Source organism: Microbacterium sp. Root166 (genome assembly GCF_001427145.1).
Lineage (GTDB): Bacteria > Actinomycetota > Actinomycetes > Actinomycetales > Microbacteriaceae > Microbacterium.
In genome coordinates, this window is sequence record NZ_LMGL01000004.1 from 72,152 (window position 1) to 87,283 (window position 15,132).

At 72.6% G+C, this 15,132-nt stretch carries 16 protein-coding genes; 9 read left to right on the forward strand and 7 right to left on the reverse strand.

All coding sequences use genetic code 11. The features are described from left to right. Positions 1-10 precede the first annotated feature (10 nt). Positions 11-292 carry a helix-turn-helix domain-containing protein gene (locus tag ASD56_RS14625; protein WP_055967465.1) on the reverse strand — a complete coding sequence of 94 codons (282 nt, stop codon included), beginning with the start codon at positions 290-292 and terminating at the stop codon, positions 11-13. A 99-nt stretch (positions 293-391) separates the two neighbouring features. Here ASD56_RS14625 and ASD56_RS14630 point away from each other — a divergent pair, with 99 nt between their 5' ends. The 3 genes from ASD56_RS14630 to ASD56_RS14640 are packed head-to-tail and all read left to right on the forward strand — an operon-like array spanning position 392 to position 3,804. Continuing rightward, positions 392-1,021, forward strand: coding sequence for an SAF domain-containing protein (locus tag ASD56_RS14630; RefSeq protein WP_055967470.1), 630 nt, complete (start codon positions 392-394; stop codon positions 1,019-1,021). Continuing rightward, positions 1,018-2,274 (forward strand): AAA family ATPase, encoded by a 1,257-nt coding sequence (locus ASD56_RS14635; RefSeq protein WP_055967473.1) that lies wholly within the window; start codon positions 1,018-1,020, stop codon positions 2,272-2,274. Before ASD56_RS14630 ends, ASD56_RS14635 begins: the two co-directional genes overlap by 4 nt. Before the next feature lie 42 nt (positions 2,275-2,316). Next, a complete protein-coding gene (locus ASD56_RS14640) occupies positions 2,317-3,804 on the forward strand; it encodes a sensor histidine kinase (RefSeq protein ID WP_055967476.1) in 1,488 nt (495 codons plus the stop codon). A 124-nt stretch (positions 3,805-3,928) separates the two neighbouring features. On the opposite strand, the gene ASD56_RS14645 is transcribed toward ASD56_RS14640, so the two are convergent. Further along, a complete protein-coding gene (locus ASD56_RS14645; protein WP_055967481.1) occupies positions 3,929-4,177 on the reverse strand; it encodes a WhiB family transcriptional regulator in 249 nt (82 codons plus the stop codon). 250 nt (positions 4,178-4,427) lie between these two features. Between ASD56_RS14645 and ASD56_RS14650 the strand changes: the two genes are divergently transcribed. Then, the gene (locus tag ASD56_RS14650; protein ID WP_055967484.1) at positions 4,428-4,823 is read left to right on the forward strand and encodes a hypothetical protein; all 396 of its coding nucleotides are present in this window, start codon (positions 4,428-4,430) and stop codon (positions 4,821-4,823) included. A gap of 39 nt (positions 4,824-4,862) precedes the next feature. On the opposite strand, the gene bcp is transcribed toward ASD56_RS14650, so the two are convergent. Genes bcp through aroA form a run of 3 tightly spaced genes read right to left on the reverse strand, consistent with a single transcriptional unit; the run spans position 4,863 to position 7,787 of the window. After that, positions 4,863-5,339, reverse strand: a complete 477-nt coding sequence (gene bcp / locus ASD56_RS14655) for a thioredoxin-dependent thiol peroxidase (RefSeq protein ID WP_055967489.1) — start codon at positions 5,337-5,339, stop codon at positions 4,863-4,865. A gap of 10 nt (positions 5,340-5,349) precedes the next feature. After that, positions 5,350-6,420 carry a ribosome small subunit-dependent GTPase A gene (rsgA, locus tag ASD56_RS14660; protein WP_055967493.1) on the reverse strand — a complete coding sequence of 357 codons (1,071 nt, stop codon included), beginning with the start codon at positions 6,418-6,420 and terminating at the stop codon, positions 5,350-5,352. Continuing rightward, positions 6,417-7,787, reverse strand: a complete 1,371-nt coding sequence (gene aroA, locus ASD56_RS14665; RefSeq protein ID WP_055967496.1) for a 3-phosphoshikimate 1-carboxyvinyltransferase — start codon at positions 7,785-7,787, stop codon at positions 6,417-6,419. Before aroA ends, rsgA begins: the two co-directional genes overlap by 4 nt. A gap of 64 nt (positions 7,788-7,851) precedes the next feature. On the opposite strand from aroA, the gene ASD56_RS14670 reads away from it, so the two are divergent. Then, positions 7,852-8,541 (forward strand): sigma-70 family RNA polymerase sigma factor, encoded by a 690-nt coding sequence (locus tag ASD56_RS14670; protein WP_055967500.1) that lies wholly within the window; start codon positions 7,852-7,854, stop codon positions 8,539-8,541. Beyond that, positions 8,538-8,780, forward strand: coding sequence for a hypothetical protein (locus ASD56_RS14675; protein ID WP_055967503.1), 243 nt, complete (start codon positions 8,538-8,540; stop codon positions 8,778-8,780). Before ASD56_RS14670 ends, ASD56_RS14675 begins: the two co-directional genes overlap by 4 nt. A 12-nt stretch (positions 8,781-8,792) precedes the next feature. Here ASD56_RS14675 and ASD56_RS14680 read toward each other — a convergent pair whose 3' ends face one another. Next, positions 8,793-9,698, reverse strand: coding sequence for a diacylglycerol kinase (locus ASD56_RS14680; protein WP_055967506.1), 906 nt, complete (start codon positions 9,696-9,698; stop codon positions 8,793-8,795). Further along, a complete protein-coding gene (locus ASD56_RS14685; RefSeq protein ID WP_082541513.1) occupies positions 9,695-11,350 on the reverse strand; it encodes an FAD-binding oxidoreductase in 1,656 nt (551 codons plus the stop codon). Before ASD56_RS14685 ends, ASD56_RS14680 begins: the two co-directional genes overlap by 4 nt. A gap of 34 nt (positions 11,351-11,384) precedes the next feature. Between ASD56_RS14685 and ASD56_RS14690 the strand changes: the two genes are divergently transcribed. The 3 genes from ASD56_RS14690 (at position 11,385) to ASD56_RS14700 (ending at position 15,131) form a co-directional block, all read left to right on the forward strand. Then, the gene (locus ASD56_RS14690; protein ID WP_055967509.1) at positions 11,385-11,963 is read left to right on the forward strand and encodes a TetR/AcrR family transcriptional regulator; all 579 of its coding nucleotides are present in this window, start codon (positions 11,385-11,387) and stop codon (positions 11,961-11,963) included. Next, a complete protein-coding gene (locus ASD56_RS14695) occupies positions 11,960-13,525 on the forward strand; it encodes a glycerol-3-phosphate dehydrogenase/oxidase (RefSeq protein ID WP_055967512.1) in 1,566 nt (521 codons plus the stop codon). Before ASD56_RS14690 ends, ASD56_RS14695 begins: the two co-directional genes overlap by 4 nt. A gap of 202 nt (positions 13,526-13,727) precedes the next feature. Next, positions 13,728-15,131: an APC family permease gene (locus ASD56_RS14700; protein WP_055967515.1), complete on the forward strand. Its 1,404-nt coding sequence runs from the start codon at positions 13,728-13,730 to the stop codon at positions 15,129-15,131. Position 15,132: the final 1 nt, after the last annotated feature.

A 15,132-nucleotide genomic window follows, 5' to 3' on the forward strand; every position in this document is an offset into this window, starting at 1 on the left:
GAACGCCGTCTCAGTCGGAGTGGCGCACCGGTCCTGAGCCCCAGAGCTCGGGAAAGCTGGCGTTCTGCGCCTGCTGCCACAGCGCCGTGCGGCGCGCCTCTTCGGCTTGGTCATCGAGGTAGGCGGCCACGCTCGCCTCGTCGATCCGCCACCGGGCCGGAGACCCTACGCGCATGCCCCGCAGACGCGCCTCGGCGACCAGCGCCATGACCTCCTCGACCGACACGCCGAGCACCTCGCCCACCTGGGCGGGGGCGAGCAGACGTACGTCCGAAGTCGGGTTTTCGGGCATGCCCCCATTATGCGCCCGCCCACAGCTCGGGGGCTCGGCGGCGGAGGGGCTGTGGATAAAGATCGGGCCGTTCGGCGGGGCTGCGCGACGATGGATGCCATGACCGTCGCCGACGCCGTCCGCAGCCCTCGCCGAGCACCCTGGGGCGATGCCCGCTTCCTCCTCGGGATCCTCCTGATCGCGGCATCCGTCGCGGGTGTGTGGTTCGTCGTCTCGGCCGCCCGGCAGACCGCTCCGGTCTACGCCGCGGTCCACACCATCGTGCCCGGACAGGCCATCACGGCCGACGACGTGCGCGCCGTCGAGGTCGGTCTCGGGCAGCTCGGCGAGGCCTATCTGACCCCCGACGCGCTCGCCGACGGCCTCGTGGCCACTCGGACGATCGCCGAGGGCGAGCTGCTCCCGGCTGCGGCAGTGGGCGAGGCTGCGCGGTCGAGGACGACGAACGTCGTCGTGCAGAGCAGCGTCGAGGTGCCGGCGGCGGTCGGTGCGGGCACGGTCGTCGAGATCTGGGCGGCGCCCCTGCTGGACGGCGGCGACTACGACGCACCGCGCATCCTCGTGCCCGACGCGACCGTCGTGTCGGTCACCCGCGACGACTCGATGATCGGCGGCGGCGCAGCGGCCCTGGAGCTCGTCATCCCGCGCTCGGACGTGGCGGCGACGCTCGCGGCGATGGCGGACGCGTCCGCGCTCTCGGTCGTGCCCGCAGCCGGGTCGGGGTCGTGAAGCTCCTCGTCGCCGTCGACGACGGTGCTGGAATCGCCGAAGGACTCCGACGCGAGGGGGAGGAGATCCTCGCCGTCGTGCCGGCGGACGCCCTCGAGAGCGTGGTGGGCGAGGGCTTGCGCGGACCCCAGGTGGAATCGATGCGGAGCGCGATCGCCGAGGCCGATGCGGTGGTGCTCGAGATCTCGCGGGCGACCGTGTCGGCGGCCGTCGTGGCGCTGTGCGACGGCGCTTCCACCCGCATCGTCCCGCTGTGCGCCGACGTCGCGGCCGAGCGCCTGGCGGCGGCCTTCGGCCTCGAGCGTCCCGCGCCGCGCGACGTCGACCCCGGACGACTCGCCGACCTGCTCCGCGCATCCCCGGAGCGCGCGGGCGGCGGTGCTGGACCCACGGCCCGCGCGCCGCGCCTCATCGCCGTGTGGGGTCCGGCAGGCGCTCCCGGACGATCGACGGTGTCCGTCGAACTGGCCGTCGAGCTGGCCCGCGGAGGGCGGCACGTCGGCCTGGTCGACGCCGACACGCATGCGCCGTCGATCGCGCTCGCACTCGGCCTGGCCGACGAGGGGCCGGGGTTCGCGGCCGCCTGCCGGCAGAGCGAGTTCGGCGGCGTCGACGCGGCGGAGCTCACCCGGGTGAGCGTGCCTCTGGGGCGCACCGGCGTCGACGTGCTGACCGGCATCAACCGCCCCTCGCGGTGGCCCGAGCTCAGTGAGACCCGGGTGACGGGCGCTCTCGCCGCCTGTCGCGGGTGGGCGGAGTGCACCGTGGTCGATGTCGCGTCTTCTGTCGAGCGCGACGAGGAGATCGTCAGCGACCTCGACGGGCCACGGCGCAACGCGGCGACGCTTGCGGCGCTGCGAGCCGCCGATCTCGTGGTCGCGGTGGCCGGCGCCGATCCGGTCGGTGTCGCGCGGTTCCTGCGCGCCTACCCGGACCTGCGGGCGACCATCGGGGCGACCCCCGTGCTCGTCCTCGCCAATCAGCTCAGACCCGGCGCGCTGGGCATCGATGCCCGCGGCCAGGTGCGCCGCACGCTCGAGCGGTTCGCCGGCATCGAGCGCGTGTGGTTCCTCCCGCAGGACCCCCGCTCAGTGGATGCCGCACTGCTGTCGGCGCGGCCGGTGGCCGAGGTCGCGCCGAAGTCGCCGTTCACCCTGGCACTGCGGCGCTTCGTCGGCGAGGCCATCGTCACCACGGGTGCTCCTCAGCGGGCGGGCCGCGGCATCCGTCGCGCAGCGCAGCCGGCGGCGTAGCGCGGCCCGGCGTGCCGGCCGGTTCCCTCTAGGCTGAGAAGCGTGTCGACCCTCAGCGATCTCGTGTACGCCCAGGGCCGTTCCAGCGCGGAGGACGTGGAGTGGCTCCACCGCCTCGCCGGCGACGGCCAGCTTCTCGCCGACCTCGCGTTCGCGGACATCGTGCTGTGGGTGCCGACGCCCGACGACTCGTTCGTCGCGGTCGCGCACACGCGGCCGAGCGGTGCGGCCACCCTCTTCTATCGCGACATCGTCGGCGACCGGGTGCGGCCGCAGTGGCGCACGCAGATCCGCGACGCGTTCCACGAGGCCCGCATCGTCGACTCGGCCTCGCCGGACTGGTTCGAAGAGACCCCCACCCGCGTCCGCGCGGTGCCGGTCGTGCGGGCGCAGGGCGTCGAGGGCGCCCAGACCATCGGCGTGATCACGCGCCACACGAACCTCGGTGAGGCTCGCACGCCCTCGCGCCAGCAGATCACCTTCAACGACTGCGCGGACGAGCTGTTCGGCATGGTCGCGACCGGGGACTTCCCCGACATGTCCGCGCCGACCGCCCCGCGTCGAGGGGCGCCGCGGGCGTCGGACGGCCTCGTGCGCCTCGACGTCGACGGCGTCACCACGTTCGCGAGCCCCAACGCGCTCTCCGCGTTCAACCGGCTCGGCTTCGACGACGAGCTCGAGGGCGAGTCGCTGGTCGAGGTCGTCACGCGCATCCTTCCCGCCAAGCGCCAGTTCGACGAGTCGCTCCCGGTCGTGCTGACCGGCCGGGCGCCGTGGCGCGCCGACGTCGAGTCCCGCGGCGTGACGGTGTCGCTGCGGACGATCCCGTTACGCGATCACGGCAAGCGCATCGGCGCGATCGTGCTGTGCCGCGACGTGACCGAGATCCGCCATCAGGAGCAGGAGCTCATCACCAAGGACGCGACGATCCGCGAGATCCACCACCGCGTCAAGAACAACCTGCAGACGGTGGCCTCACTGCTGCGAATTCAGGCGCGGCGCTCGCACACCGAGGAGGGCCGCGACGCGCTCACCCAGGCGATGCGGCGCGTGTCGGCGATCGCCGTCGTGCACGACACCCTGTCGGAAGGGCTCGCGCAGAACGTCGACTTCGACGAGGTCTTCGCACGCGTGCTGAAGCTCGTCGCGGAAGTGGCGGCGGCACCCAACACCCGCGCGAAGACCCACTCGACCGGCAAGTTCGGCACGCTCCCGAGCGAGTACGCCACGCCGCTCGCCCTCGCCCTCACGGAACTCGTCACCAACGCCGTCGAGCACGGACTCGCCGGCAAGGAGGGCGACGTCGAGATCATCGCCGAACGCGACGGCGAGCACCTCGAGGTGCGCGTCCGCGACACCGGCACCGGGCTGCCCGAGGGGCAGGTCGGCCGTGGCCTCGGGACACAGATCGTGCGCACCCTCATCCAGGGCGAGCTCGGCGGCACGATCGACTGGCACACCATCATGGGCAGCGGCACCGAGGTGACGATCGAGATCCCGCTGCGCTACATCGAGCGCGCCGCGAACTGACGCCGCGGCATCCGTCGGCGTACGCCGAAGCCGGGACACAGCGTTTCGCCTGAGACTCCGGGCGATGCCGGAGGTCTCAGGCGATGGCGTGCGTCTCAGTGAGACGTGACGGGTGCGGCCGGGCTCAGGAGGCGCGGCGGGCGCGAGCGGCGCGGCGCTTGAGCGCGCGACGCTCGTCTTCGGAGAGGCCGCCCCACACGCCCGAGTCCTGACCGGTCTCGAGGGCGTACTGCAGGCAGACCTCGGTCACGGTGCAGCGAGCGCACACGGACTTGGCCTTCTCGATCTGATCGACAGCAGGTCCGGTGTTCCCCACGGGGAAGAACAGCTCGGGGTCGACGGTCAGGCAGGCTGACTTATCGCGCCAGTCCATGGTGGTGCTCCTTGATACGGGGTTCTGTAGAGACGAGGGCGCCGGATTCGGGTCCGGTACCCTGGGGAGGTGCGAGCGTTGGCTCGCCCCACGTCGCTGTGGGAGCACACGGCTTTACCAATCGTCCCACAGCCGTTCACCTGGATCAAGGGATGACGTGGCCGTTTCTGTGCAACTTGCTGAGTATTCCCTCCACGGCATGGAGGGTTCGCACAATCCAGAGCCCCTTCACCCTCAAGGACTGTCACGAATGCGAACACCCCTCTTCGGCCGGATCGCCGCCGTCCTGGTCGCCCTCGAGGCTGCCGGTCTCGTCGCCCTGGTGGTGTGGCAGGTGGTCGCCCTGCTCTCGGCGGATACGGCCTCGATCGACACGGCCATCGCGCTGCTCGTGCTCACCGCCGCGGGGGCGGCGGCCGTCGCAGCGTTCTCCGTCGCGATCTGGCGTGGCCGCTCGTGGGGCCGGTCGGGCGCGATCGTCACCCAGGTGCTCATCCTGGCCATCGCGCTCGGCGCGGCGACGGGATCCTACGCGGAGCCCGCCACCGCCCTGGTGCTCGGTGCGCCCGCGCTGGGCGTGCTCGTGCTCCTCGTGCTGGCGGTTCGCGAAGCCGGAACCGCCGAGCGCGAGGATGCCTCGGCCTGAGCCGACTGCGCACGGCACCGGCCGCGTGCGCCCCAGCGGCTACGCCGCGTCGAGGCCGACGAGCTTGCGCACGCGAGCGACGTGGCCGGTCGCCTTGACGTTGTAGAGCGCGTGCTCGATGCGACCCTCGGCGTCGATGACGAAGGTCGACCGCAGCACGCCCATGAACGTCTTGCCGTAATTGACCTTCTCGCCCCAGACGCCGTACGCCTCGTGGACCGAGTGGTCGGGGTCGCTCAGCAGGTCGTAGGTCAGGCCGTCGCGCTCGCGGAAGCGCCGCAGCTTCTCCGGCTCGTCGCGCGAGATGCCCAGCACCGTCCAGCCCGCCGCCTGCAGGGGAGCCAGGCTGTCTCGGAAGTCGCACGCCTCGGTCGTGCAGCCCGGCGTCATCGCCTCCGGGTAGAAGAACACGATCACCCCGGTGCCGCGCAGGCTCGCGAGCGAGACCTCGCGCTCGTCCTGGTCGAGCAGGGTGAAGTCGGGGGCGGGGGATCCGGGTTCGAGGCGCTCAGTCACGCCTCTCAGCCTAGGCTCCGCCGTCGCGGGCCGCATCGCGTTTGGCGAAGGTCTCCAGCAGCCGCTGCAGCGACTCCAGGCGCGCCGCGCCACGCGGGCCGAGTCGTCCCGCGGCGACGGCTTCGGCCATCGCGCAGTCGGGGGCGTCCGGCAGGTGGGTGCAGCCACGGGGGCACTCCCGCGCCAGCTCGTCGAGATCGGTGAATGCCCGCAGGATGTTCGCGGTGTCGACGTGGCCGAGTCCGAACGAGCGCACGCCCGGTGTGTCGATGACCCAGCCGGCACCGGCAGGACCTTCGTACCGCAGCGAGACCGTCGAGCTGGACGTGTGCCGCCCCCGCCCGGTGACGGCGTTCACGTGCCCGGTGGCGCGGCGAGCCGCCGGCACGAGGGCGTTGACCAGCGTCGACTTGCCGACGCCGGAGTGGCCGACGAAGACCGTGGAGTGCCCGACCAGCGCACTGCCGATGCGCTCGAGCGGCATCTCCTCGATGCCGCTGGTGAACACCTCGAGGTCCAGGCCCTCGAAGTGGCCGAGGAACTCCGTGGGATCGGCGAGATCCGTCTTCGTGACGACGAGCAGAGGACGGATGCCGGCATCCAGCGCGGCCACGAGGTAGCGGTCGACGAGCCGGGCCCGCGGCTCGGGATCGGCCGCGGCGACAACGACGAGCATCTGATCCGCGTTGGCGACGATGATGCGCTCGACCTGGTCGGTGTCGTCGGCGCTGCGGCGCAGCAGCGACGTGCGCTCCTCGATGCCGACGATGCGCGAGAGCGTCCCCTCGTCGCCGGACGTGTCGCCGACCACCCGCGCCCGGTCGCCGGTGACGATCGGCATCTTGCGCAGCTCTCGCGCCCGGACGGCGGAGATCAGGTGCTCGTGGGGGCCGTCCTCGTCCACCAGCACCGTGTAGCGACCCCGGTCGACGCCGAGCACGCGCGCGATGCGGGCGTCGGCGTGTGCCGGCCGGCGCTTGGTGCGCGGGCGGTTCGCCTTCGGGTTGGGGCGCACGCGCACGTTCGCCTCATCGAACTCGAGTTCGTCGTCGTCCTCGTCGGGATCGTCGAGCCAGCTCACGATGCCTGCATCGTCTCCGCGGAGAGAGCGCCGGCCGTGCCGTCGTCGAGCATGGCCTGCCATAGCTGCGGGAATTCGGGCATCGTCTTGGCGGTGGTGCCGATGTCGTCCACCTCGACGCCGGGCACGGCGAGCCCGATGATGGCCCCGGTCGTCGCCATGCGGTGGTCGTGGTGGGCGTGCCAGGTGCCGCCGGTGAGCGGGCGCGGCACGATGCGGATGCCGTCGGGCAGCTCGTGCGCCTCGCCGCCGAGGCCGCGCAGCTCGCCGACCAGGGCGGCGATGCGATCGGTCTCGTGCCCGCGGATGTGGCCGATGCCGTGCAGCGTCGAGGGGCCGTCGGCGAACGCCGCCAGCGCGAAGACGGTGGGGGTGAGCTCGCCCGCGGCCGAGAGGTCGAGATCGATGCCCTGGATGCCCGCGCCTGCGGTCACCGTGAGGGCACCGCCGCGTCGGACGACCTTGGCTCCCATGAAGGCGAGGATGTCGGTGAGCATCGCGCCCGGCTGCGTCGAGTGAGCGGGCCAGCCGGACACCGACACCGAGCCGCCCGCGATCATCGCGGCGGCGAGGAACGGAGCGGCGTTGGAGAGGTCCGGCTCGATCGCGACCTCTTTGCCGCGCACGGGCCCTGCGGGAACGATCCATTCGCCCGGAGCGGGACGCTCGACGTGGACGCCGCGGTGGGCGAGGGACTCGACGGTCATGTCGATGTGAGGGATGCTCGGCAGGCGCTCGCCGGAGTGGTGGAGGTGCAGGCCGACGTCGAAGCGCGGCGCGGCGAGCAGGAGGCCCGACACGAACTGGCTCGAGGCGCTGGCGTCGATCGTGACCTCGCCGCCGCGGGTGTGCCCGTGGCCGCGCACGATGAAGGGGAGCGCCCAGCGCCCGCCGTCGTCGATGTCGACGCCCACGTCGCGCAGCGCCGTGATCATGGCGCCCATGGGGCGGTGCAGTGCGCTCTCATGGGCGGTGACCGTGACGTCACCGCGCGCGAAGCCGCCGAGCCCGGCGACGAAGCGCATGACGGTGCCGGCCTGGCCGCCGTCGACCACGGTGTCGCCGCGCAGCGGCCACGTCGGCGTCACGACGATGTCGTCGCCGAAGCTGCCGGCGCCCGGTTCGAGCTCGATTCCGACGCCCAGCGCCCGCAGCGCGTCGATCATCCGCGCCGAATCGTCCGAGTGCAGCGGAGACGTGAGCCGGCTGGGCGACTCGGCCAGAGCGGAGAGGACGAGCTCACGATTCGTGAGCGATTTCGATCCCGGAACGGTCACGCTCGCGTGCAGCGGCCCATCGGCCACGGGGGCACGCCAGGGGCCGCGCGCATCCGGCGCGGTGGAAGGGGAATACCCGTGCACTGTCATCGGGTTCTACCCTACTGAACCGCTCCCCAGCGAGCGGAAACGACGATAGGGAGAACCGAGCCGGATGATCGCCACCCTCGACCGACCTGGCGCTGCGGCATCCGCGTCCGATGCTCAGGATGCCTGGGACGACACCGCCGTAGACTGGCGCGTGATGAGCGACCCGATCGGCGCAGTGCAGGACGCGCGAACCCAGTTCGAAGAGCAGGCTCTGCCCTTCATGGACCAGCTGTACGCCGCCGCGATGCGCATGACGCGCAACCCGGCGGACGCGGCAGACCTCGTGCAGGAGACCTTCGTCAAGGCGTTCGCGTCGTGGAAGACGTTCACCCAGGGCACGAACCTCAAGGCGTGGCTGTACCGGATTCTCACGAACACGTACATCAACACCTACCGCAAGAAGCAGCGCGAGCCCTACCAGGGCACCATCGACGAGCTCGAGGACTGGCAGCTCGGCGGAGCCGAGTCGACCACCGCCACGAGCAGCCGCTCGGCCGAGGCCGAGGCCATCGACCACATGCCGGCCTCGGTGGTCAAGGACGCGCTGCAGGCCATCCCGGAGGACTTCCGGCTGGCGGTGTACCTCGCCGACGTCGAGGGCTTCGCCTACCAGGAGATCGCCGACATCATGAAGACCCCCATCGGCACGGTCATGAGCCGCCTGCATCGTGGCAGGCGAATGCTCCGTGAACTGCTGGCCGACTACGCGAAAGAGCGCGGCATCTCCACGGCCGCCACAAGGAGCATGAAATGACGGACTGCGGCTGCGAGAAGGCGCGGCGCGATCTCGAGGAGTACCTGCGCAACGAGGTGTGCAACACCCGGCACACCGACATCGCCGAGCATCTCGAGCACTGCGCGGGCTGTCGGGACGAGGCGCTCGTCGCGCGCACCCTCACCGAGGTCGTGGCACGGGCGTGCAAGGAGACGGCACCCGAAGAGCTGCGCGATCAGGTGCTCGAGAGGCTCCGCGCGGTCCAGGCCACGCACTGACCCCGCCGGCGGTCAGCCGCCTGCGGTGAAGACGGTCAGGGCGCCCGGGGCGACGTCGACGGTGAGCGGCAATGCGCCGATCGGATCGCCGTCCGCATAGGCGGTGACGCCCGCGGCGGCCAGACGCACCGACCGCACGCGGTGCATGCTCACTTCGGGCACCGCAGCGTGGGTGCCCGCGTACACCCTCGGCAGCAGGCGCAGCAGCCGCAGCCTGCCGGCGGGGCGCACGAGCACGACGTCGAGCAGGCCGTCTGCGGGGTCGGCATCGGGACAGATCGGGATGCCGCCGCCGTACGTGCGCCCGTTTCCGACCGTCGCCATCACCAGTTCGCCCGCGACGCGCTCGCGCGACCCGTCCGCGAATTCGAGATTGACCTCGTAGGCGATCCCGGCCAGCGTCAGGAACTCCGCCAGGATGGCCAGGTTGTAGCGCGAGTGGCCGCGCGGCCACCTCATGGCGTTCGCGCGGTCGTTCACCTTGGAGTCGAAGCCGCTCGCGAGCACCGATCCGAAGAAGGTCGTCGAGCCGTCTTGGCGGGTCACTCGCGCGAGGTCGATGCGCCGTGTCCGGCCGGCGATGATCGTGTCGGCGGCAGCGGCGACATCCAGCTCGCGCAGCCCGACCATCGCGGCGACGTCGTTGCCGGTGCCCGCAGGGATGATGCCGAGAGGGATGCCGGTGCCGGCGAGCTCCTGGATCGCCAGGTGCACGGTGCCGTCGCCCCCGGCGACGACCACGGCGTCCGGGGCGAGGGCGATCGCCGCCCGCAGCAGGCTCGTCGACTCCGAGGCGCTGCCTCCGCTGACGATCGCGGTCTGCATGCCGTGCGCGCGCAGCCGTTCGGCGGCGTCGCGGGCGGCGTCGGCGTGCGACCCCGCTCGTGCCGCGGGGTTCATCAGAAGGGCGACCCTCATGCGCCCGAGCCGTCGGGGGCAGGGGCGGGGGCCACCAGGACGCCCGGGTTCATGATCCCGCGCGGATCGAGGACCGCCTTGACGGCGCGGAGCACCTCGGTCCCGAGGGGGCCGATCTCGGCCTCGAGGTAGGGGAGATGGTCGCGTCCCACGGCGTGGTGGTGGGTGATGGTGCCCCGGGCCTGCGAGATCGCGCGGGACGCGGCATCCTTCGCCGTCTGCCATTGCGCCGCAGGGTCGCTGGTGAGCGCGGCCACGACGGTGAAGTACAGCGAGGCGCCCGCGGGGTAGACGTGCGAGACGTGGCACAGCACGAGGGGCTTGGTACCCGCGGCGGCCAGGCTCTCCGTGAGCGCTGAGGTCACCGCCGTCTTGAGCGCGGGCAGGTCCGCCCAGACCGCCGCCGTCTCGAGCGTCTCGGCCAGGACGCCGGAGTCCATGAGCGTGTCGCGCAGGGCGGGGGACGCAAAGCGCCCGCGCTCCCACGACCGCGCAGGATCCTCGCCGCGGGATCGCGCGCCGTGCGCGCTGAAGATCTCGGCCACGGCGGTCCGGGTGGCTTCGGCCTCGGCCGGGGTCGCGCCCTCGAAGGTCGCGACGGCGAGCGCGCCGCCCAGGCGGGTGAGGTGCCCGCCCATCGCCGCGTTCACCCGGGTCTCGGTCTCGTCGCTGAGTCTCAGCACGGTGGGACGGATGCCGCGCTGCGTCACCTCGCGCAGGGCCGCCGCGCCCGAGTCGAAGTCGGGGAAGGTCCAGGCTCCGTAGACGGTCGCGGCGGGAACCGGCCGGATGCGCACCGTGACCTCGGTGAGTACGCCGAACGCGCCCTCCGAGCCGAGGAACAGCTGACGGAGGTCGGGTCCCGCGGCGCTGGCCGGAGCCCGGCCGACGGTCAGCTCGCCCGCGGGCGTGGCGATCCGCATCGCATGGACCAGGTCGTCGAAGCGGCCGTAGCCGCGCGACGCCTGACCGCTCGAGCGCGTCGCCGCGTAGCCGCCGATCGAGGCGTAGGCGAAGCTCTGTGGGAAGTGGCCGATCGTGTAGCCCCGGTCGCCGAGCATGGCCTCGGCCTGCGGGCCTGTCGTCCCGGCGCCCAGCGTCGCGAGCAGCGACGTCTCGTCGAGGCTGAGCAGCGCGGCGGTCCGGGACAGGTCCAGGGCGATCACGGTCCGGTGCGCGCCGCGGGCGGGGTCTACGCCGCCGACGACCGACGTGCCGCCGCCGAAGGGCACCACCGCGACGCCATGCTCGCCGCACACGGCGAGGATGGCCGCGACCTCGGCGTGATCGCCGGGCGACACGACGGCATCCGGCGCCGCCTGCGGATCGTCCTGCCTCCGCCGGAGCAGGTCGAGCGTGCTCTTGCCGCCGAGGTGAAGCGCGCGCATCTCATCGTCGCGGGTGACGTGGGCGGATCCGACGACCTCTGCGAGCGCCGCGAGGGCGACCTCGTCGAGCCGGGAAGGCGTGAGGGTCGGGCGCGGGCGCCGGGGGACGGGATGTGCCTTGCCGGGGAGGAGGGCCGCGACCAGGGCCTTCGCGCCCGGAGGCAGTCGTGCGGGCTCGACGCCCCAGGCGTCCCAATCGGACCGAGGGGCAGGGGGCGGCACCGCGAGCGGGCCGTCCGCGCCGGAATGCGCCGTCGCAACCATGGCGACAGTATGACACATTCTGTATGGTTGTCACATGGCCGATGTGGTGTCCGACACCGAGACCGCGATCCTCGACGCGGCGCTCGCCGAGGTGCTGGCCCACGGGATCCGGCGGACGACGGCATCCGACATCGCACGCCGCTGCGGGATCGCCCGGCAGACGCTCTACCGGTACTGGCCGGATGCCCAGGCCATCTTCGCGGCACTCGTCACGCGCGAGCTCATCGCAGCCCTTCCGGCTGCCGCCCCCGACGACGCCGACCTCGACGCGACGGTCGCGCTCCTGGTCGAAACGGCCGATCGCGTGCGCACGATGCCGCTCGTGGACCGGCTGCGCGACACCGACCCCGAGCTGTTCGCCCGGTACATCCTGGACCGCCTGGGCACGAGCCAGCGCGCCATCCACGCCGAGACGGCGCGGCGGCTCGCGACCGCGCAACGCACCGGAGCCGTGCGCCCCGGCGACCCCGATCGGCTCGCCGCTATGGTGCTGCTCATCACGCAGTCCGCCGTCCAGTCCGCGCCGCTCGTCGCGCACTGGCTGCCTGCCGCCGCCTGGCGCGAGGAGCTCACCCACGCGCTCCGCGGCTACCTGATGCCGGAGCGCCCATGACCGCGCCGACGATCCTGGGACGCACGCCGCACTCCTCGGCGCTGAATGCGGAGCGGCGCGCGCAGGAGCTCGACGCCCTCGCCGACGGTCCCGAGATCGACGTGCTCGTGATCGGTGGTGGCGTGACCGGTGCCGGAATCGCGCTGGATGCCGCGAGCCGGGGTCTGAGGACCGTGCTGGTCGAGCGCCGGGACCTCGCTCACGGCACGAGCCGCTGGAGCTCCAAGCTCGTCCACGGCGGGCTGCGCTACCTCGCGTCAGGTCAGTTCGGGATCGCGCACGAGAGCGCGGCGGAGCGGCACCTGCTCATGACCCGGATCGCGCCGCACCTCACCCGCGCGCTCGCGCAGGTCGTGCCGCTGTACGCTCCCGGCCACGTGTCGCAGGGCGCCTTCCTCGGACTCGGCTACGGGCTCGGCGACGGGCTGCGGCGCATGGTCGGCACACCCGGCGCCGTGCTGCAGTCGCCGGGGCCGATCGGGCGCAACGAGACCATCCGGCTGTTCCCCGAGCTCGAGCGCGACGGGCTGCGCGGCGGGGTGCGGGGCTGGGACGGGCAGCTCATCGACGACGTCCGGCTCGTCGTCGCCATCGCCCGCACAGCGGCCGGGTACGGGGCATCCGTCCTCACCCGTGTGGAGGCGGTCACCGCCACCGGGGGCGGCGCCGTTCTGCGCGACGCTCTGACCGGCACGGAGGTCACGGTTCATGCGCGGGCCGTGATCAGCGCAACGGGCGTGTGGGCCGGCGACCTCGACCCCGACGTGAGGCTGCGCCCGAGCCGCGGCACGCACTTGGTCGTCGCGGCCGACCGGCTCGGCTCACGCGACGCATCCCTCACGGTGCCGGTGCCCGGCGCATCGGGCAGGTTCGTGTTCACCGTTCCCGCGATGCACGGCCGTGTCTACATCGGGCTCACCGACGTGCCGGCCGACGGGCCGATCCCGGATGAGCCGCAGGCGACCGGCGACGAGATCGACATGCTGCTCGCCACCGTGAACACGGTGCTCGCCCGTCCGCTCGAGCGCGACGACGTGATCGGGACGTTCGCCGGGCTCCGGCCCCTGCTGGCGGGTGCCGATGACATCGAGGGGACGAGCGACCTCTCGCGCCGCCACACGATCACCGAGGCGGACTCCGGCCTGCTCAGCATCGTGGGCGGCAAGCTCACCACCTACCGGCGCATGGCCGAGGACGCCGTCGACGCGGCAGTGAGGCGGCGCGTGCTGCGGGCTTCGGCATCCCGGACGGCCGTCCTTCCTCTCGTCGGAGCCTGGCCACGCCACCGGATGCGCGAGATCGCGGCGCCGGCGCGCTTCGTGCGCCGCTTCGGGGCTGAAGCGCCCTTCGCGGCCGCGCTGCCCGACGGCGCGGGCGCGGCGTGCGGTGTCACGGCGCAGGAGCTGCAGTGGGGCATCGGCGTCGAGGGCGCACTGACCATCGCAGACCTGCTCGACCGCCGCACCCGGCTGGGCATGGTCGCCTCCGACCGGGAGAGATCGTGGGATGCCGCGGCCGCCGCATTCGAGCGGGCCGGGGTGACGCCGCTCGACCTCGAGTGACTCGGGCTCGAGCCGCGGTTCGGGCACTGCACAGGAGATCGGTCCTTCCACAGGACGATGCGGCCGGATTTCTCCTGTGAAGGGCTCGATCTCCTGTGGGAGATGCGACGTATGAGGGCCTCGGCCCCGATTGGCAGGATTGCGCACAGCCGCGTCCGATGCCCGCGCGCGCGATGTCGCCCTCGCCCGGAAGACTGAGGACATGACCTCGCTCGATGCCGTCCCGGCCGCACCCCGTGGCCGTCTCGGCGTGGTGCAGGGGACGGCGCTGTACATCGCGTCCGTGCTCGGCACCGGACTCCTCGTCCTTCCCGGCCTGGCCGCGCACGAGGCCGGCCCTGCCAGCATCGTCGCCGTCCTGGCAGTGATCGCGCTGTCGATCCCGCTGGCCGGCACCTTCGCGGTCCTCGCCGCGCGCTACCCCGATCCGGGTGGTGTGGCGAGCTACGTCCGCCGCGCGCTCGGCGGCACCGCGGCGCGCATGACCGGGTACTGGTTCCTGTTCGGGGTGTGCGCGGGCGCGCCGGTGGTCGCAGTGCTGGGCGCCGAGTACGTCGTCGCAGCCGCCTCCATCGACCGTTCGATGGTGCCCGTGATCGCGCTCGCGATCCTGGTGCCGCCGTTCGCCGCGAACGCCTTCGGGGTGCGGGTCGCCGGGTGGGTCCAGTTCGTCCTGACGGCGCTGCTGCTGGCGGTCGTGGTCGGCGTGGTCTCGCTGGCGGCGCCGGCGGTCGAGCCGCAGAACTTCGCACCCTTCCTCCCGCACGGGTGGGCGGGAGTCGGCACCGCCATCAGCCTCTTCGTGTGGGCCTTCGCCGGCTGGGAGGTCGGCACCCACATCTCCGGCGAGTTCCGTGATCCGCGGCGCGCGATCCCCATCGGCACCGCGATCGCGCTGGTCGTCACCGGCGTCTGCTATCTCGTCCTGCAGATCATCACCGTGGGCGCTCTCGGCGACTCCGCCGGAGACGGCGCCGTCCCGCTGCTCGAGCTCGCGCGGCTGGGTTCGCCCGGTTTCGGCGCGGCCGCCGTCGGGGCGATCGCCGCCATCGTCGCGCTGGGCGTCATGAACGCCTACCTCGCCGCGTTCTCCAAGCTCGGGGCGTCGCTGGCCCTCAACGGCGACCTGCCGCGCTGGCTCTCGGCGGGCGTGGAGTCCGGCGGCGTCCCGCGACGTGCGCTCGGCCTCACCGGGCTCGTGGTGGCCCTCTACTTCTCGCTCATGCTGTGGTCGGGGCTCGAGCTGACGCCGTTCATCCTCGTGCACACCAGCAGCATGGTGGCCATCTACGCGGTGGGCATGGTCGCCGCCGTCCGCCTGCTCCGACGGGGGACCGCCGGGTGGTGGATGGCCGTGATCGCGGCGGTGCTGTGCGCCGGCATGCTGGTGCTCGCGATCGGCTCGCTGCTCCCGGCCGCGCTGCTCGCGACGGCGGCCATCGGCGTCACCGTGGTCCGCGGCATCCGTCGCACGGCGACCGCTCGCGCCCTGCAGCAGACCGGCGCCCGGCAGGTTTCGCCACGGGGGGCGGTTCCGGATGCCGCGCCCGCACATGCGTCGACCTCGGACGCGGCTGCATCCGAGGTCGACGTCGTGGTGGACTGAG